Origin of the sequence: Crinalium epipsammum PCC 9333 (assembly GCF_000317495.1) — a bacterium.
GTDB classification, from domain to species: Bacteria; Cyanobacteriota; Cyanobacteriia; order Cyanobacteriales; family PCC-9333; genus Crinalium; species Crinalium epipsammum.
On the sequence record NC_019753.1, the window covers coordinates 4,524,197 to 4,542,186 of the forward strand.

Below are 17,990 nucleotides of genomic sequence, written 5' to 3' on the forward strand. Positions count from 1 at the left end.
TAATGAACAATTAGTTAAATTGTTTTGCCCAAACATTAACGTAAATAAAGCAACTAAAAAAGTTGTTTTGTTATTAAATTTAACAGAATATAATAAATCTTTATGTTGTTGAGGCACAAGTAGCAGTTACTTTAGCTTAATTGTAGGTTTTAAGGGGATCAACGATGGAAATAGCACAAACCTAGCTATGTCTAGTTATATTATGTAAATTAGCACAAAAATCCTGAAAGTAATAAGCTAAGGCGCAAAGAAACTTGTACATTTTTAATTGAGAGAAAAGTTATCAAACTTTATAACCCTCTGGACTCTCTCCTATCCTCCTAAAACATAAAATGCGCGAAACACAACAGCTTATAACGACTATGCAGCAACAAACACTGACAGTGCAAGCAGCACAAAAACTTTTGAAAAATTATGACTGCATGAGCAGCAAAACAGTTGATTCCGAAGCAGAAAAAGCTTTACTTCGTCAAGCTTTACTGCTTTTAACTGAGCATTCTGATTATCAAATTTTAGGGATTTGCGCGGATACAGCTTATCAAGGGATAGCCACTCTCAAAAGCTATTTAGAAGCTTTCGGCTATGAAGAAAACCTGAATTTACCCTTGCTGGAAGGTACTGTTTATATAAAATTTAATCTCAAAAATGGCTCATCTTATATTAATTCATACGAAGGTAGCCATCGGGGTGTTTTAGTATCGTGCCAATCTCTATATGAAGGAGGGATTAACGAAATGTATGGTCATTTACCATTAGATTTGTTTATGGATGTATCCTAGAATAAAAAGTTATCAGTGGTGAAATTCTTTAATTTTTAGTGTCATTAGGGTATTCCTATATTCGATTTTTACTGATTCAAGGGACGCAGTGTTGCAGCAAACACCCACTGCCCTTGATTTTCTTCAGCAAGAATAAAATGCTCGGCATCAATTTCACTACCATCCTTTTTGACTGCTTTAAGTTGTAGTGGATGGCTGAGAATTGTGGGGTTTCCAGTCATGACAAAGCGGGAAAAGCCTAAATTGTGTGAATCATGAAAGCTATTGGGAATTACGGCTGCCAGAGTTTGACCGATGATTTCCTCATTTTTCCAGCCAAATACTTGTCTAAAAGGTTCGTTAACGTAAACAATGAATCCCTGCTCATCTGTCATTAACACAGGTAATTCCGTTTCGCGCTTCATGTCTTCAATTGTTTTCATTACGAGTAGACTTGTAAATGGTAAACTATACATCTTTATTTATAATTCTTTTCTGTTCCAGGCAAGAAAGGTTATACAACGTAGCTCAATATTTTAAGATCAGGGCATGATCAATCCTAGTCCGCGTCCTCAAATCCCTTCTTGTACATGGAATCGTCCCATCAATCTTGGTTGGGACAAACCTTATACTGTTCGTTACCCTAGCAATTTAGATGATGGCCCTTGGCACGGTATGCCGTTGGGTGGTTTTGGTGCTGGTTGTCTTGGTCGTTCCTCGCGGGGCGATTTCAACTTATGGCATATTGATGGCGGAGAGCATACTTTCAAAAGTCTCCCTGCTTGCCAATTTAGTGTTTTTGAACAAGCTGGAAATTCAGCACCACAAGCTTATGCTATGTGTACTGAACCGCCTGAAGATGGCACTTTATCTACATGGCAGTGGTATCCCAAGACAGGTAAGGGAACAGAAAGCAGTGGCACATACCATGCGCTATATCCCCGCAGTTGGTTTGTTTATGATGGAGTATTTCAAGCGCAGTTAACTTGTGAACAATTTTCCCCAATTTGGGCGGATAACTATCAAGAAAGTAGCTATCCCGTAGGTGTTTTTGAGTGGACGGCGCATAACCCTACAGATCAGCCGATTACTCTAAGTATTATGCTTACCTGGCAGAATTCTGTTGGTTGGTTTACTAATGCGATTAAAACACCCCAGGTAAAAGTCCGAGATGATGGCAGTCCAGTGTATGAATATCAACCACGTTGGAAAGATAGTACTGGCAACTTAAATCAATGGATTGTGGATCACTTTCGGGCAGGGTGTTTGCTCGATCGCGTCAGGATTCATGATGAAGTTCAGGAAGGTGAGGGACAATGGGCGATCGCAACTATTACAAACCCTAGTGTCGAAGTCTTCTACCATACCCGTTGGAACCCTGCTGGAAGCGGTGAGGAAATTTGGGATAACTTCGCTTTTGATGGTTCATTGCGGGATAAAGAAGATGAAACACCTGCTGATCCAGGTGAACAAATAGCCGCAGCAATGACTATTCGCTTCACTGTCCGCCCTGGTAGAACCCGCAAAATTCCCTTTGTTCTAGCTTGGGATTTTCCAGTTACAGAGTTTGCCACTGGCGTTAATTATTATCGTCGCTATACAGATTTTTTTGGTCGTACTGGAAACAATGCTTGGTCAATTGTTCGTACTGCTCTTAAACATGATGATACCTGGAAAGAGCAAATTCAATCTTGGCAAGAGTTAACTTTAAAAAATGCTAACTTGCCTGACTGGTTTAAGATGGCGCTATTTAATGAGCTATATATCTTAGCTGATGGTGGCACTCTTTGGACTGCTGCATCGGAAACTGACGGCATCGGTCAATTTGGCGTTTTAGAATGTTTAGATTACCGATGGTATGAAAGTTTAGATGTTCGATTATATGGGTCTTTTGCTTTAGCAATGCTTTGGCCCAAGTTAGATAAGGCAGTTCTAGAAGCTTATGCTAGGGCAATTCCTACTAGCGATAATACTCCTCGGATTATTGGATACAACCAAGCATCCGCTATTCGCAAAGCTGCTAATGCTACACCCCATGATTTAGGCGCACCTAATGAGCATCCTTGGGAGAAAACAAATTACACTAGCTACCAAGATTGCAATTTATGGAAAGATTTAGGTTCTGACTTTGTATTGCAAGTTTATCGAGATTATCTATTAACGGGCGCTACGGATATAGAATTTTTAAGCGAGTGTTGGTCTGCAATTGTCAAAACTTTAGCTTATTTAAAAGAGTTTGACTTAGACGGCGATGGTATTCCCGAAAATTCTGGCGCACCAGATCAAACATTTGATGATTGGAGATTGCAAGGAGTTAGTGCTTATTGTGGCGGGTTGTGGTTAGCCGCGTTAGAAGCTGCGATCGCAATTGGGGAGATTTTAATTAATCATGGTGTCGAATTAGAAGATGGTGATTTTGAGAGTGCGATCGCTACCTATAAATCTTGGCTAGAACAATCCAAACCTCTCTATCAAGAAAAACTTTGGAACGGTCAATATTACCAACTTGATAGCGAAAGTGGTTCAAATGTGGTAATGGCGGATCAACTTTGCGGTCAATTTTATGCTCGGTTATTAAATCTACCCGATATCGTGCCGAATGATTGCGTTGAATCTGCGTTAAAAACTGTCTACGATTCCTGCTTCTTAAAATTCAATCAAAAGCTATCACAACATAGTGAAAGTTTAACCCCAACTTTCATTGGTGCAGCAAATGGTGTTTTAGCTGATGGTTCCCCAGAAAATCCTCAAGCTACCCATCCTTTAGAAGTTTGGACTGGGATTAACTTTGGGTTAGCAGCCTTTATGATTCAGATGGGCATGAAAGATGAAGCCTTCCAGCTAACAGAAGCAGTTGTGCAGCAAATCTACAATAACGGGTTACAATTTCGCACACCAGAAGCCATCACTGCTGCTGGAACATTTCGCGCTTCTCACTACCTCCGTGCAATGGCAATTTGGGCAATTTACTTGATGATTAAGTAATTTTTAACTCAATTTACTAAACTTAAAGCTCGTGGTAAATTACGCCTCGCCACGAGCCTTAATTCTGAATTGTGGAATTAAATTTTTATTCAATAGACCTCTTGTATAAATATCTCTAACCCCACCATTGGCAAGGGGAGGGAGCTAGTTTCCCCCTTAACAAAGGGGGGGGTTTGACTTTTGTTCATTGGTCTAATAAGTTTATTTGCTCTGAGAATTTGGCAGAGGTACTACTTGTTGATTTTTGGGATCATTAGCAGGATTAGAAGTTTTTGACGGATCACTATTAGGACTTTGCTGCATACGTTGCAAACGTAATTCCGCCTCAGCAATTTGCTTTTGTAATAATTGTAATTGAGCTTGAGAAATTTGCTTTTGCGTATCTAATACTTCAGTTTCAGACCGCAACTTAGCCATTCTAGCTATATGAGAATCTGTTCGTCCTGGTTGATAAATTAAACCCAAAAATACAGTAACATTATTTGAATCCAGAGTATTGACGGCTGCTGATAAATTTAATCCAAAATCATTCTCTGTATTTACAGGTGTGTGTATAGGAGTATTTAAAGGATAAATATTGGGAAAATTGATTTCATTGCGGTTTTGTGCATTTTGCTGAGGCGATATTTGATTAATTACGTTAGCGTCTGAATTAGTACCTATAGTAGAGTTGGGTGTATTAGTTTGAGTGGCAGTTTGAGCGACAACAAAATTAAGCAAGTAAGTTTCTGTAAAACAAAAAAAGCAGGAAGTTAACCCAAATATTGTTGCAACTTTATTTGACATAATTATTCGTTTTTTAAACTGAGTATTTTTAGTTTTCTTATTTTAAACCAAACTTTATGATTGAGCGCCAGCAAATATATGTTAATATGTATTTCTTTAATTATTTTAATTTAAGTTTACAATTAATTTTTATTAATTTATTAAAAACAACGAAGTATTGCTAAACTTCGTTGATAAATATGGGATTTACGAACAGACGAAAAACCTCCTATGGTACAGTTTTAATAGTTGAAATTGTCCGCAGGATTATAGACATCAATTCCTACATTTGATTTCACAGAAACAGTTGATCCACTAACACCAGTGCCGTTGTCGCTGCCACCCTCTATCCGATGCCGGACTTCTCGCCGTTGAGTAACTCGACCCCTACCGCCTTCGTTACCTTGAACCCCTGTCGTTACGCTAGCGTTTCCGCTACAAGGTTTCTGACTTTGCATATCTACATTATTGCTACGGTCAGTAGGCAGTTTAGAACCGCTAATGTTGTATTGCACTGAAACATCAGCCTGCACACACTGCGCCGATGCTGAATCAGTTAAAGAAGATAGAATCAATAAAACGGAACAAGATAACCAGCCAACAGCCAATAACGGAAATTTCATAAATTAGCTCCTGAGATTCAAAAAACATTAGCGACAGCCATTGGTAGAGATGCTACTTTGGACAACAATTTCGCCAGAATTGTTAGTTTGACTAATTTGTTGACTATTGTGGCTACCATCTCCTCTACAATTGAGTCTTTGAGTGCTTTGTACCCGCGATGACGAGCTTTTGGGAACTTTATCGACAACGATTGTATTTGTAGAGGTATTTGGAGAAGTACGAATAACTGTTCTAGTTTGCCTACAATTGGCGCGACGAGATCGAGTACGCCTTGAACAATTGCGGAGTTTCTGATTTTGAGGGGTATTAACTCGAAATTGTTTGTTTGAGTCAATATTTACCCTAACTTGCCCGGATTCTACAGAGATAACATTATCTACAGATGTATTAATGACATCGCCAACTTCAACATAAATGTCGCCAGCTTGCGCTGTCATTGGTAATGAAAAAAGCAATGCCACAGTTACTAAGGTGAACTTTCCGATTAGCATAGAGGTTTCCCTCACTACGAGATAATAAAAAGGTGGGAGAAGTTATTTCGCTTTTGGTATTGAAGCGATCGCACCAAACTTCCCCCTAAAATCTGACCAAATTCATCAACATTTATAGCCTTTATAAGTTGCAATCATTGCTTTGATCAAATCAACATGAATGATTCATTCAACTACGGCTAACGACGGGGGCGGCGACCATTTTCAATGGTGGTTTGATCGACGTTTTGAGTGGTGTCATTTCCGCTCCCCAAAACATCAGTATTTTGACGGGAACGTTGCACATGACCTGAATCTCCCGTTCCTCTCCTGTTGTTTTGGACATGAGTTTGATTAGCATTTTGCTCGGTATAGTTGTTATTACCTGTGACAACAGATTCTTGGCCAGCATCTTGGATTACTACTTTATCGCTAGCTTGTGCACGAATAGGTAAAGAAATTGTAGCGATTGTTGCAATTGACAGAAGACCGATTGTCCAAATTTTGCTATTCATATCTAGTTGCTCTTTGAGTTTGTTATGAGTGTCTATATTTCTATAGGGAGCATTCCAGATTTTTATGCAGAACTTGGGGAACATTTTTGATGTTCAGGGAACAAAAATTTTCAAATTGAAGTCAGGACACAGGATTGAGGACTCAAAATCAGCTTTGGTAAGCTATCTCCTCAAATAACCTTGCATACTTAGTTGTTGATGTAAGTAGCTTCCACTGTTCTGCCTTCTGCCTTACCTTCATAAACTAGAAGTGAAACAGCCGATCAGTCGGAGAATCAGCAATTTATCAGCGTTTCTTCTTGAAAATTTCAATGACACGCACTTAAATTTCTTGCAGCTTGAGGATGACTTAGCAAATAATCCTCTAACCAGGTACAACCCTGCGCCAGTAAACTATCTATATCTAAATTCCAGATCATCACACTTCCATTACTACTACCAGCAACAAGTGTTTGTTTGGTGGGGCTGAATTTAATACTGGTAAGTTCAGAGCCATAGTCAATACTAAACATGAGTGTGCAATTGCGATCGCGCAGCGACTCCGTAGGAGTATCGCACTTCCATAAATTCACAGTCCCATCGCTACCACTGGATGCGAGAACTTTACTATCAGCGCTAAAACTTACACTTGTTACCCTACTTTTATGTCCAGTTAAACTAGCAATTAAACGACCATCAATTTGCCAAACATTTACCTGACCACCAACATCGCTAACCGCAAATTTGTTTCCATCAGGGCTAAAACTAATTTGAGTTATTGCACCATTATTGGGGGTTAAAGTTTTAATTAGAGTACCGTTTTGTGTCCCAAGGTTAATTACTCCATCACTATTTCCAGAAACAATAATTTTACCATCAGGGCTAAAACTAATACTGGTGATAGTAGTATTGTCCCTTCTCTGTTGAAGGCTAGGGTTATTTGCTACGGTATCTAAGTTAATAGTTCTAATTAAAGTACCGTCATAGTGCCAGAGTTTAATAATATTATTGCTCCCTCCACCAGCTATAATCCCATTAGGGCTAATACTAAGACTATTAATATCACTATTAGATTGAGCTAAATTTCTACTTGTACCATCTTCTTTAAAAACCTTAATTAGAGAATCGTTAATTACAGCTACAACATTTTTGCTATCAGGGCTAAAACTTAAATTTGTGGCTAAAGCCTCTATCAGAGGTATGGTTTTAATCAAAGTGCCATCAGGTTTCCAAATTTTAATAGTTTGATCAAAACTAGCAGTAGCAATTTTACCATCAGAACTAATATTAACGCTTGGTACTAATTTTTGATGTGCTTGAATTTGATTTGGTGGTAATTGCAGTTTCCATAGTCTAACAGATCGATCTAAACTAGCAGAGGCAATAGTTTTCCCATCTGGACTAAACCGCACATTCCAAATTGAATCACTATGTCCTTTTAAAGTTTTAATCAACTTGCCATTTACTTCCCAAAGTTTAATAGTTGTGTCAGCACTTCCAGAAGCTATCATTTTGCCATTTGGGCTAAAAGCCACACTATTAACTTCATTCTGATGTCCTGTTAATGTTGTAATTAACTTGCCGTCTAATTGCCACAAATTAACTGTATTATCCTTACTGCCAGAAGCAATAATTTTCCCATTGGGACTAAAATTAACTGTATAGACTGAACCTTGATGTCCCGTTAAAGTTTTGATTAAACTGCCGTCTAATTTCCACAGTTTAATTGTACCGTCGTTACTGCCAGAAGCAATAATTTTCCCATTGGGGCTGAAATTAACTGTATATACTGAACCTTGATGTCCCGTTAGAGTTTTTATTAAACTTCCATTAACATTCCACAGTTTAACTTTACCATCTCTACCAGCAGTAGCAATGATTTTTCCATCTGGGCTAAAACTTAGAGTATATATAGTATTATCCTTAAAAATTTTAAGAGATTTACCCTCTAAAGTCCAAATTTTGATTGTACCGTTATCACTTCCAGCAGCGATTATTTTACCATCAGGGCTAAAACTAACGCCGTAAACTTTACCACCCTGATTTAAAGTTTTAATAAATACGCCATTGCGTTGCCAGATTTTGATTGTACCGTCATCGCTTCCAGATGCAATGATTTGATTGTCAGGACTAAAATCAACGACTCTGACGGCATTTTTATGTCCTTTTAACTGATTTTCTTCACTGATATTGTTAAGAATATTAACTAAAGCAGAAACAGGGCTATTTGTGGGATAATTTGCTACATCACGCTGATTATTGCTCAATTCTTTTAAATCTTGCCCTGCTTTAATAGCTAAAATTAACCCTTCAATTTGCTGAGATTCAAATTCTTGTAAAGCTTTTACACCAGATTTTTCTAATATAGTTGTTTCTTGAGCAGTTTTAATTTGTTTTTGAGCATATATACTCGCTATTAATGGTAAAATAACAGCAATTAATGAGGTAAAACTCAGGATGATTATTCCTTTCCGGATTATTTGTTTAGCTTGCTGGTTAGCCTGAGTTAAAATTTGATTCTTTTGCCGATCTTGTTCGGCTTGACTAGCAGCTAAAAATTGATAATCTTCATCGCTAAGACGTTTATTTCCTGCCCATGATAAAGCATCTGTTAATGATTGTCCTTGCAATAGCGAAGCAGTGCCGCGCTGAGTTTTCAACCACTTATTAATAGAGTCACTATAGGGACGAAGATTATATAATTGTTGGTTAATCCAGTGGTGGTTAAATACTTGTGCGTAAATGGGATTATAAACTTGTAAAAAATGATTTTTTCGGACAATTAAACCAGATAATCTTAATTGTATTTCTTCATCATCTGAAGATTCAACTAAGCCTGCGTAGGCAGGCTTAGTTTGTATAGCCGCACCCTTCAGGGTGTCGGTATTAAACACAACAGATTGATTTAAAATTTGCTGATATAATCCTAAAATACGGATAGCTTGAGTTTCGTCTGCTAGGATGCGATCGCGTATTGTTCTTAAATGTTCTGGTTCATCCTGAGATTCCCAGTTTTCGATCAGATATTTCTCAATTATTGGCTGTATATCAGTTATATTAGCCTCGGCATATTGTACAATTATATTACATACCTTTTGCGTTAAAAACGGTTGTCCTCCCGTCCAAGATAAAATTTGTTGTAAAACTTCTTCGGGATAATTTAAACAAGCTTGTAAACCAGGAATTAAAGCGTCTTTAGCTTCTGCAAAAGTAAATCCTGTTAACTTTATTGAGCGACCAATATTAAACGGTGTGCGTTTGGAATCTTGGATTAAATCTGCTGGTGACGCGACACCTAGTAAACAAAAAGTTAAACGATTAAAATCAGCGTTTTCTGCCCGTTGATTATAACAAGCACGAATTAATGCAAAAAAGTCATCTTTAAATTCAATTTCAATTAAACTGTCAATTTCATCTAAAAAAATTATAATATTTTTGGATATTTGTTCTAAAACTACTGATTTGATTAAATAATATAATCGTTGTGGCTCAGTTAAATAATCGTGTTGTTGCCACCATTGATTAAAATTTAATTCCAGATCTAATTCTAAACTATCTAATAACTGATAACTTATACCTTTATACCAGTTATCCGAACTGACATGACTGCCAATCATGGTTAAGTCAATAAAAGCACATTTAAAGCCTGAAGAACGCAAAATTTTTCCGGTTCTCACCCTTAAGCTGGATTTCCCCATTTGGCGACTGTTTAAAATAAAACAATATTCGCCACTTTTTAAGAGTTCCAAAAGTTTGATATCTGCTTCACGGGTGACATAAGTGTGGTGGTTGTGGTTTAAGCTACCACCAACTTTGTAATAATTGCTTGCTGACATAATTTGAGGCAATTTTTAACTATTTAGTTGATATAATATCAATATGCAATTTAATGTAAAAATAAAGTTATTTTATTAAAAATTTACAATTAATAAAGTCGAGGCAAATAATATGAAAGTCCAAACTCATCAACGTATTTATACCCCCGAAGAATATTTAGAACTAGAGGAAAAAGCACTTTATAAAAGTGAATATCACGATGGAGAAATTATCCCGATGACTGGCGGTACTACTAATCATAATCAAATTGCGCTTAATCTTGCTGCTGCTTTATTGTATGCTCTCAGACGTAAGCAATATCGGGTTTATATTGGTGATGTACGCTTGTGGATTCCTCAATACCGAGAATATACTTATCCTGATGTAATGGTAGTCGCGGAAAATCCTATCTATACAGGTAAAAATAATACAACTATCACTAATCCTTTATTTATTGTTGAGGTTTTATCTAAATCAACCAAAAATTACGATCAAGGTGATAAATTTACTTTTTATCGTTCCATTCCTGAATTTAAAGAATATCTTTTAGTTGAACAAAATCACTATCAAGTAATGCAATATAGCAAAACCAATGAGGGAGAATGGATTTTTAGGGAATATAAATCTGAAAGTGATCTTATCAAGTTACAACATCTTGAATTTGAAATTGGTTTAGTTGATATTTATCAAGATGTCGCTTTTACGGAGAAAGAAGCATAATCTTATGTTAGTATCTAAAAGATATTTCATTCAAAAAGTTCTTCTCTAGTTTCAACAGGTAATTGTTCTAGGGTTGCCATAAAATCATCTGTAAATAGAGGCAGACTATCAAAAAGTGATTGCCAGGAATTATCCTTATCTATTAAAGTAATTACATCTCCGATTTTTTTGATGTAGACTTCATCGCCATTAAGATGATAATTTTCTGGTAAGATTATGCTTTGCTGTTTGCCATCTGTTTGAACTTTAGCTGTTGTTAACATATAATTATCCACTCATTTGCCTAAATTCTAACTCAGTGAGAGATTGAAAATCTGCCTAACGCGCCTAAATTAATTAAAAACTCTGAATAATATAACCCTCCAAAACCTTGATGATGACATCAAAAATCTCTTGCAAAAACGAGCGGAAGCTCATGGGCGTTCCCTTGAAGAAGAAGCAAAAGAAATTCTTAGAACTGTATTAATAGAAAATCAAGAAAATACTTTAAATCTTGCCTCTGTTATTGAGCGACGCTTTGCCCATTTTGTGGATTTTGAACTACCGGATATTCCTAAAGAACCCCTGCGGGAACCCCCTATGGTGTGTTTTCAAACCCTTCGATCCCCCCCAGCAGAGCTTAAAAAGGGGGGAGAAGTTAGCCAAAGTCCCCCTTTTTAAGGGGGATTTAGGGGGATCTCACCGACAAAAACGGAGCCAATATATCCATAATTCCCCCCTTCCCCCTTCCTCCTCACTCCTCCGCGTGCAACATCCCGCCAATCTGCGTCATATAACCCGTAGCTGCATATCTCTTCCCCTTAATCTCAATCCATTTAACTTGATCAAAACATTTCTTTAAAGCAAAAACTTCCTGCGTATCAACAACAATATCCTCCGAAGTGTTTAAAACTATCCCACCAAAGGTAAACTTAATACTCCAATCCGAGCGTCCTAAATGTAGATAAACAATGCCAATATCTTGATTATCGAAATTAATCGACAAGCTTTTACTTAATCTATTTAATTCTGTTTGCGCTGCCGTTATTTCGCTCTCTAGTTCATCCTGCAAACTTTCAGGTAGGATGATTTTACCCTCACTAATCTTAATCGAGTTATCATCAAAGTTGGCGGGAGTAGTTGAACGTATTTCCAGAGGGTAATAGGGCAGAGAAGCTGAAGGAATGACTGCTGCTAAAGATAAGTTTGAGGAAAATAGCAAAGCGAAAGTAACTAGCAGCAATAAATAAGGATTATTGATATTTAAAGCTTGCTTTGTAACTCCTTGATAGCTTCCTGTACTTCTTGGTACATTTGCATATCCCCTTGTTCATAAAACAGTTGTGCAGCTTTTTGTAAATCTGCAAAAGCTTTTTGATATTCTTGCAATTTAGAGTAAGTTAAACCTCGGTTGCCGTAGGCTTTAGCATCATCTGGTTGAAGCGCGATCGCACGGTTGTAATCGGCGATTGCTTTTTGGTATTCTTGCAAATTGAAGTAAGTTAAACCTCGATTGCTGTAGGCATCAGCATCATTTGGTTTAAGTGCGATCGCACGGTTGTAATCGGCTAGCGCTTTTTGGTATTCTTGCAAATTATAGTAAGTTATACCTCGGTTGTAGTAGGCTTCAGTATCATCTGGTTGAAGCGCGATCGCACGGTTGTAATCGGCGATTGCTTTTTGGTATTCTTGCAAATCATCGTAAGTATTACCTCGGTTGTTGTAGGCATCAGCTAAATCTGGTTGAAGCGCGATCGCACTGGTGTAATCCGCTAGCGCTTTTTGGTATTCTTGCAAATTATAGTAAGTTACACCTCGGCTGTTGTAGGCATCAGCTAAATCTGGTTGAAGTTCGATCGCACGGGTGTAATCGGCGATTGCTTTTTGGTATTCTTGCAAATTATCGTAAGTTAAACCTCGGTTGTAGTAGGCAGAAGCATAATCTGGTTCGAGTGCGATCGCTTGTGTGAAATCGGCTAGGGCTTTTTGGTACTCTTGCAAATTACCGTAAGTTACACCTCGGTTGTAGTAGGCTTTAGCATCATCTGGTTTGAGTGCGATCGCACGGGTGTAATCGGCTAGCGCTTTTTGGTATTCTTGCAAGCTCTTGTAAGTATTACCTCGGTTGCTGTAGGCAATAGCTAAATCTGGTTGAAGTTCGATCGCACGGGTGTAATCGGCTAGCGCTTTTTGGTATTCTTGCAAATTATCGTAAGTATTACCTCGGTTGTAGTATACTTCAGCTAAATCTGGTTGAAGTTCGATCGCACGGTTGTAATCGGCTAGCGCTTTTTGGTATTCTTGCAAATTATCGTAAGTATTACCTCGGTTGTTGTAGGCTTTAGCATTATCTAGTTGAAGCGCGATCGCACGGTTGTACTCGGCTAGCGCTTTTTGGTATTCTTGCAAATAAAAGTAAGTTACACCTCGGTTGTAGTAGCCATCAGCGTAATCTGGTTGAAGTTTGATCGCACGGTTGTAATCGGCTAGCGCTTTTTGGTATTCTTGCAAACTCTTGTAAGTTAAACCTCGGTTGTTGTATGCCCAAGGATGCTGTTTAATCTTAATTGCGTCACTGTAGGCAACAATAGCATCTTGATAACGTTCTAAATTACTGAATGTATTGCCTAGTTCTACATAAAGAACAAATTCTTGCGGGCTAAGTTTAATTGCTTGCTGATATGATGCCAGCGCCTCTGGATATTTTTTCAAAGACTTAAGAGCCGCACCACGCAAACGCCAAGCTTGATGAAATTTGGGATCGATTTGAGTAGCTTGCTTTAAAGCATCAACTGCTTCTGAATATTTCTCCATCCAGTATAATGTCAAACCTTTCCCATAATAAGCTTGGGCATAATATTGTTTAGAAAAATTTGGTTGATGCTGAATAATTTGTATCGCTTTATCAAAAGCAGCAAGCGCCTCTTTAAAATCCCGTATCCGCCATAGTTGATTACCATAATTCAGCCAAGCAAAGGCATCAGCATCTTTTGAGGGAACTTGTAAACTTACTAATTGATTAACAATAGAAGCAAATTCTGTTTGAGTTAAAGCAGATGGTTGATTTGTTTGCACTTGTAACAAATTTGTGGTTACTTTTGCCTGACTCGCCAGACTTAAAAAAGTGCTAATTGGTACTCCCAAGCTATAACCTACACTAAATTCAACTACTTCACCTCGTTGATTATTTGCCGATTCATTTTCTGCCCCAGTATTAATCCCAACTAAGCGCCCAAAACTATCCAGCACCGCTCCGCCACTCATCCCACCGTAGGAAATATTGCTGTAAACTAAATCTTGACCTTGCGATAAAGAAGCTTTTTCTTTCGCAAAAAAATCTGCATTATCTTTTCGCCAAACATATCCAAAAGTCAACAAGAGCGATTGTTGATTTGTTTGGTTGCGGTTTAACTGTGGAAAACCCGATACAAAAACTTGTTTACTATAATCCTGAAAATCATACTTAGCCAAAGTTGCTACTTGGTAAGAAGAACTAGAACTAAACTGTACAACAGCTAAATCCACTCCTTTAAAAATCTGAATGTTGCTAGGAGACAAAGCATACTTGCGCCCGTCAGGAGTCACAATTGTATATTTATCTTGATTTTCCACCACATGAGAAGCAGTTAACACATAATAATTCTGCCCATTTTTAGCAACAATTACCCCAGAACCATTACCATTATTAATTGAATCTATTTTGACAGTAATTTGTTCAGCAATCTTATCTATTTTCGCAACAATTCCCGTATAAACAGTCCGATTAGCATTACCACCAGCATTAGGAATACTTGCAGCTAAATTCGGCGCAACCTGCCCTAAATTAGCAATAGGTACTGCAAAAGAAGCGCCTCTTAATTGCTGTATAGTTGAACTCCTGGGGCGAGTCCCATCAGTATAAACATAAGCATCATTTAAAATCGCCTCCGCACCCATGCCAATCACACCAATCACATCGCCTTGCTGATTTAACAAAGCACCGCCACTCATTCCTTGAAATGTGTCATTTGTATAACCAATTTGATAACCACCCACCAAAGCTTTTGGTGTAATCACAGATATTTTGCCAGCCGTCAGTTTTAAAGAAGTTTCATCAATCGGAAATCCCGCACTATAAACAGTTTGATTTTCTGATAAATTGGATGAATCAGCAAATTTAGCAACTTGATAATTATCAGGAGAGCTAAATTGCAAGACAGCTAAATCATTATCTTTTAAGGAATTACCTTGAGTAATTAAAGTAGCATTATAAGATTTGCCATCAGGGGTTTGAATGCGGAAAGGTTGACCGCGATTAACTACATGAGCATTAGTTAATACGGTATAAGTTTGACCTTGTTTAGCAATTATGATACCGGAACCACGACTATCTTTAACAAATACTTTGACTGTAATAGATTGAGCGATTTTCTGGATATTTTGCGGTGTCGCTGCAATTTGTGTAGATGTATTAGTTGGTGATTTTGTGGGTAATGCTTGGGCGTTAGCAGTGGGGAGGAGTAATAGAGGAGTGATTAAGGAAATTAGGGAGAAATAGAGGGAAGGTTTCATAGGAATTAGTGTTTAGTTGATTGGTATTAGTAGTGGGGAGATCCCCCTAAATCCCCCTTAATAAGGGGGACTTTGACTTCATGCTCCCCCCTTATTAAGGGGGGCTGGGGGGGATCTTTATCTGTGCGGGCTATCTGCCACCTTTACTCTTTTTCTACAGGTGCAGTTTGCAAAAAATCATCAATATAAACCTGATAATAAACTTGAGGAACACCAGAACTATGCTTAATTGGACCAACTCCACGACCATTGAGAGTTTCCACTAAACTATTAAGCATCTGCAAAGAATTATCTCCTGGGCGCAAAGTCATCAACAAAGTTTCACATTTACCACCATATTCTTTAGCAGTACAAATCACAGGTTGATTATTTATTCTGCCATTAGTAATTAAGCTTAAAGTCCCCTTCTGATAAGCTTCTTGAAAGCGAGGCGATATTTTTTCGCAACGTTCTTGCGGAGACTTACCACCTAATTCTTTTACCCAGCGAATCACAGCAATTTTACCCCGTGATGTCCAAGCCAATGTCGTAGGTAAGCGTGTACCTTGGTCTTCGTCATAACTACTGCGACATAGAAATTGCACTGTAGATTCAGCTTTAACTTGGTGAGAATTAGAGTTAATAAAAGCAGCAGTGATGATAGTTGTGGTTAAAGTTAATGCCAGAGTGGTAATTAATGTGCGTTTCATGGATTTTTCCTCTTTTTAGTTAAGATAAACGATAATTTTCCTAGTAACAAGGTAGTGCGAGCATCTTGCTCGCTAGTTTTTTCGCATAAACCCGATATCCTTCATCTTTCTTGTTCTAATGGTGCGTTACGCATCAAATCTTCTAAGTCAATTTGGTAGTAAATCTGGGGAATAGCAGAACTGTGTTTAATTGGACCAACTTGACGAAGATTTAGAATATCTCTCAAATCGTTCAAGATTTGTAAAGAATTATCTTTTGGCTGCAAAGTCATTAACACAGTTACACAGTTACCCCCGTATTCTTTAGTAGTACAAATGACAGATTGACCATTTATTTTGGCATTGGTAATTAAATTTAATGTGCCATTGTTATAAGCTTGCTGAAAGCGTGGTGATATTTCTCGACAGCGCCGTTGGGGAGAATAACCAGGAACATCAACTCTTTGCCATTGAATTAATACAATCTGTCCCCGTGTTGTCCTAGCTTTAGTTGCGGGAAAACGTTGATTTGCTGTTGCGTCGTAGCTTTGTCCACAATAAAATTGATATCTGGATTCTGCTTGCACTCTTTGAGTCGTTAAATTGAGTCCTAATGTAGCAATTATTGTAGTGATTAAGCCAATTGAAAATAACTTGAATTTCATGGTTTTTTTCTCATTAAGATTTCTGGTATTGAGCCGAAATATCTTTGACCCCCCCCAACCCTCCCCTTATTAAGGGGAGGGAGTAAGAATAGGGAAGGGAGCTAGTTTCCCCCCTTACTAAGGGGGGATTAAGGGGGGTAATTTCGACTGGTTTACTTAACAACAGCATTTAAGCTATACTCCCCTGATTCTCCACGTTCAAAAGCATTAGCAATTACTACATAAGTGCCATCGGCAGGTAATGTAGCAACTAATTTGGCATTAAAATCATTAGGGGAAATATCATCATTTTGCTCAAGGATTTTTTTGCTATCAACAGACACCAAAAATAAAGCTGAGTCGATTTGCTTACTGTTCATTTCAATGGTTACTTGTTGACCAGCCCGACCTTGAAATGTATAAGTGTGATAGTAGGTATTATTTGGTAACACATCATCACCTTTTTTAAGTGTTGCTGTTACAGTTTTCCCATCTAAAGGTAATTGTTGAGTTGTTGTGGAATTGTCATCAGGCTGTTGTGGTCGCTGGGCTACATACCCATTACCCTGCTGTAGCGCCACTAAAAAAGGTTGTACTTCGGCAACTGCGATCGCTAAACTAATACCAAGAAATGTTTTACTACCAGTAGGATTGAATAATGCCGTATTCACCCCAATCACCTCTGCCTTAGAATTAAGCAATGGTCCTCCAGAATTACCTGGATTAATTGGCGCGTCGTGTTGTATCCAGTTGCGTTTGCGGTCAATTCTACTCACCACACCGCTAGTAAAAGTATTTTCAATCCCAAAAGGTGAACCAATAGCATAAACTGATTGCCCGACTTGCACTGTTCCAGGTGGTGCTAAACTCAGGGTAGGCAAATTGCTTTGATTGCGAATCTTCAGCGCAGCTAAATCTATACCGCGTTTATCAAAGCCAATAACATCGGCTAATACTTCCGTTTCATCATTGAGAATAACTTTAACAGTAGATGGCGCATCTTCCAGAACATGAGCATTTGTTAAAACTAATCCATCTGGAGAAACAATAAAACCACTACCCGTACCATTATCATATTCAATCTTTACTACCGCAGGACTAGCTTTTTGATAGACTGCAATGCGAGTTTGTTCTTCACTATTTTGGGCTAGAAGTGTTTTTGCCCGTCTCTGCTCAACGTCTTTAGCTAAGACAGCCTTGACTTGTCCTAGTTCAATACCCACACGGCTAGTAATATTGTTAATTATGCCAGATGCGATCGCACTTGTCAAAATTGCTGATATTGTTATCCTTAAGAATTTCTTCTGCATTTTTACCTTGTTATATATTTAATAACTGCTTTGGGCTGTTTGATAGTATCTTATGGGCTTTCAACCGTTAACCTGAAAAGTTGAGTAAAATTTCAACAATTGCACTTACACGCTCACATTTTGAAATCTAGATCCCCCCTACCCCCCTACCCTTCGGGAAGGCTATGCGCTTACGCGCAGGCTACGCCAACGCCTATAAAAAGGGG

16 protein-coding genes are annotated in these 17,990 nt (G+C 38.1%); 4 read left to right on the plus strand and 12 right to left on the minus strand.

The annotated features are described in order from the left end of the window. Positions 1–353 precede the first annotated feature (353 nt). Complete coding sequence (locus tag CRI9333_RS19595) at positions 354–779, plus strand: DUF1824 family protein (protein WP_390370112.1); 426 nt, start codon at positions 354–356, stop codon at positions 777–779. A gap of 68 nt (positions 780–847) precedes the next feature. On the opposite strand, the gene CRI9333_RS19600 is transcribed toward CRI9333_RS19595, so the two are convergent. Then, the gene (locus tag CRI9333_RS19600) at positions 848–1,201 is read right to left on the minus strand and encodes a PAS domain S-box protein (protein WP_015204907.1); all 354 of its coding nucleotides are present in this window, start codon (positions 1,199–1,201) and stop codon (positions 848–850) included. A 106-nt stretch (positions 1,202–1,307) separates the two neighbouring features. Here CRI9333_RS19600 and CRI9333_RS19605 point away from each other — a divergent pair, with 106 nt between their 5' ends. Then, on the plus strand, positions 1,308–3,743 hold the full coding sequence (locus CRI9333_RS19605; protein ID WP_015204908.1) for a GH116 family glycosyl hydrolase: 2,436 nt from the start codon (positions 1,308–1,310) through the stop codon (positions 3,741–3,743). Between the two features lie 201 nt (positions 3,744–3,944). Here the strand turns inward: CRI9333_RS19605 and CRI9333_RS19610 are convergent, their stop codons facing one another. The 5 genes from CRI9333_RS19610 to CRI9333_RS19630 all read right to left on the minus strand — a co-directional run bounded on the left by CRI9333_RS19610 (position 3,945) and on the right by CRI9333_RS19630 (position 9,932). After that, positions 3,945–4,529 (minus strand): hypothetical protein, encoded by a 585-nt coding sequence (locus tag CRI9333_RS19610; protein WP_015204909.1) that lies wholly within the window; start codon positions 4,527–4,529, stop codon positions 3,945–3,947. A 221-nt stretch (positions 4,530–4,750) separates the two neighbouring features. Next, a complete protein-coding gene (locus CRI9333_RS19615) occupies positions 4,751–5,131 on the minus strand; it encodes a hypothetical protein (RefSeq protein WP_015204910.1) in 381 nt (126 codons plus the stop codon). Between the two features lie 27 nt (positions 5,132–5,158). After that, positions 5,159–5,623, minus strand: coding sequence for a hypothetical protein (locus CRI9333_RS19620; RefSeq protein WP_015204911.1), 465 nt, complete (start codon positions 5,621–5,623; stop codon positions 5,159–5,161). Positions 5,624–5,802: 179 nt separating this feature from the next. After that, positions 5,803–6,117, minus strand: coding sequence for a hypothetical protein (locus tag CRI9333_RS19625; RefSeq protein ID WP_015204912.1), 315 nt, complete (start codon positions 6,115–6,117; stop codon positions 5,803–5,805). A gap of 308 nt (positions 6,118–6,425) precedes the next feature. Next, a complete protein-coding gene (locus CRI9333_RS19630) occupies positions 6,426–9,932 on the minus strand; it encodes a WD40 domain-containing protein (protein ID WP_015204913.1) in 3,507 nt (1,168 codons plus the stop codon). Positions 9,933–10,044: 112 nt separating this feature from the next. On the opposite strand from CRI9333_RS19630, the gene CRI9333_RS19635 reads away from it, so the two are divergent. Continuing rightward, positions 10,045–10,632 (plus strand): Uma2 family endonuclease, encoded by a 588-nt coding sequence (locus CRI9333_RS19635; RefSeq protein WP_015204914.1) that lies wholly within the window; start codon positions 10,045–10,047, stop codon positions 10,630–10,632. 26 nt (positions 10,633–10,658) lie between these two features. On the opposite strand, the gene CRI9333_RS19640 is transcribed toward CRI9333_RS19635, so the two are convergent. Then, positions 10,659–10,895: an antitoxin gene (locus CRI9333_RS19640; RefSeq protein WP_015204915.1), complete on the minus strand. Its 237-nt coding sequence runs from the start codon at positions 10,893–10,895 to the stop codon at positions 10,659–10,661. 91 nt (positions 10,896–10,986) lie between these two features. Here CRI9333_RS19640 and CRI9333_RS19645 point away from each other — a divergent pair, with 91 nt between their 5' ends. Next, a complete protein-coding gene (locus CRI9333_RS19645; RefSeq protein WP_390370113.1) occupies positions 10,987–11,292 on the plus strand; it encodes a FitA-like ribbon-helix-helix domain-containing protein in 306 nt (101 codons plus the stop codon). Between the two features lie 73 nt (positions 11,293–11,365). Here CRI9333_RS19645 and CRI9333_RS19650 read toward each other — a convergent pair whose 3' ends face one another. The 5 genes from CRI9333_RS19650 to CRI9333_RS19670 all read right to left on the minus strand — a co-directional run bounded on the left by CRI9333_RS19650 (position 11,366) and on the right by CRI9333_RS19670 (position 17,784). Continuing rightward, entirely contained in the window at positions 11,366–11,854 is a 489-nt protein-coding gene (locus CRI9333_RS19650) for a hypothetical protein (protein ID WP_015204917.1), read from the minus strand. 20 nt (positions 11,855–11,874) lie between these two features. After that, on the minus strand, positions 11,875–15,162 hold the full coding sequence (locus tag CRI9333_RS19655) for a serine protease (RefSeq protein WP_015204918.1): 3,288 nt from the start codon (positions 15,160–15,162) through the stop codon (positions 11,875–11,877). 143 nt (positions 15,163–15,305) lie between these two features. Further along, the gene (locus tag CRI9333_RS19660; RefSeq protein ID WP_015204919.1) at positions 15,306–15,851 is read right to left on the minus strand and encodes a COP23 domain-containing protein; all 546 of its coding nucleotides are present in this window, start codon (positions 15,849–15,851) and stop codon (positions 15,306–15,308) included. 101 nt (positions 15,852–15,952) lie between these two features. Then, positions 15,953–16,495 (minus strand): COP23 domain-containing protein, encoded by a 543-nt coding sequence (locus tag CRI9333_RS19665; RefSeq protein ID WP_015204920.1) that lies wholly within the window; start codon positions 16,493–16,495, stop codon positions 15,953–15,955. A gap of 152 nt (positions 16,496–16,647) precedes the next feature. After that, positions 16,648–17,784, minus strand: coding sequence for a trypsin-like peptidase domain-containing protein (locus tag CRI9333_RS19670; RefSeq protein WP_015204921.1), 1,137 nt, complete (start codon positions 17,782–17,784; stop codon positions 16,648–16,650). Between the last annotated feature and the right edge of the window lie 206 nt (positions 17,785–17,990).

Excerpts from the sequence above, each read along its gene's own strand:
- CRI9333_RS19600 (WP_015204907.1), bottom strand. The coding sequence starts at position 1,201 with ATGAAAACAATTGAAGACATGAAGCGCGAAACGGAATTACCTGTGTTA.
- CRI9333_RS19605 (WP_015204908.1), top strand. The coding sequence starts at position 1,308 with ATGATCAATCCTAGTCCGCGTCCTCAAATCCCTTCTTGTACATGGAAT.
- CRI9333_RS19610 (WP_015204909.1), bottom strand. The coding sequence starts at position 4,529 with ATGTCAAATAAAGTTGCAACAATATTTGGGTTAACTTCCTGCTTTTTT.
- CRI9333_RS19615 (WP_015204910.1), bottom strand. The coding sequence starts at position 5,131 with ATGAAATTTCCGTTATTGGCTGTTGGCTGGTTATCTTGTTCCGTTTTA.
- CRI9333_RS19620 (WP_015204911.1), bottom strand. The coding sequence starts at position 5,623 with ATGCTAATCGGAAAGTTCACCTTAGTAACTGTGGCATTGCTTTTTTCA.
- CRI9333_RS19625 (WP_015204912.1), bottom strand. The coding sequence starts at position 6,117 with ATGAATAGCAAAATTTGGACAATCGGTCTTCTGTCAATTGCAACAATC.
- CRI9333_RS19630 (WP_015204913.1), bottom strand. The coding sequence starts at position 9,932 with ATGTCAGCAAGCAATTATTACAAAGTTGGTGGTAGCTTAAACCACAAC.
- CRI9333_RS19635 (WP_015204914.1), top strand. The coding sequence starts at position 10,045 with ATGAAAGTCCAAACTCATCAACGTATTTATACCCCCGAAGAATATTTA.
- CRI9333_RS19640 (WP_015204915.1), bottom strand. The coding sequence starts at position 10,895 with ATGTTAACAACAGCTAAAGTTCAAACAGATGGCAAACAGCAAAGCATA.
- CRI9333_RS19655 (WP_015204918.1), bottom strand. The coding sequence starts at position 15,162 with ATGAAACCTTCCCTCTATTTCTCCCTAATTTCCTTAATCACTCCTCTA.
- CRI9333_RS19660 (WP_015204919.1), bottom strand. The coding sequence starts at position 15,851 with ATGAAACGCACATTAATTACCACTCTGGCATTAACTTTAACCACAACT.
- CRI9333_RS19665 (WP_015204920.1), bottom strand. The coding sequence starts at position 16,495 with ATGAAATTCAAGTTATTTTCAATTGGCTTAATCACTACAATAATTGCT.
- CRI9333_RS19670 (WP_015204921.1), bottom strand. The coding sequence starts at position 17,784 with ATGCAGAAGAAATTCTTAAGGATAACAATATCAGCAATTTTGACAAGT.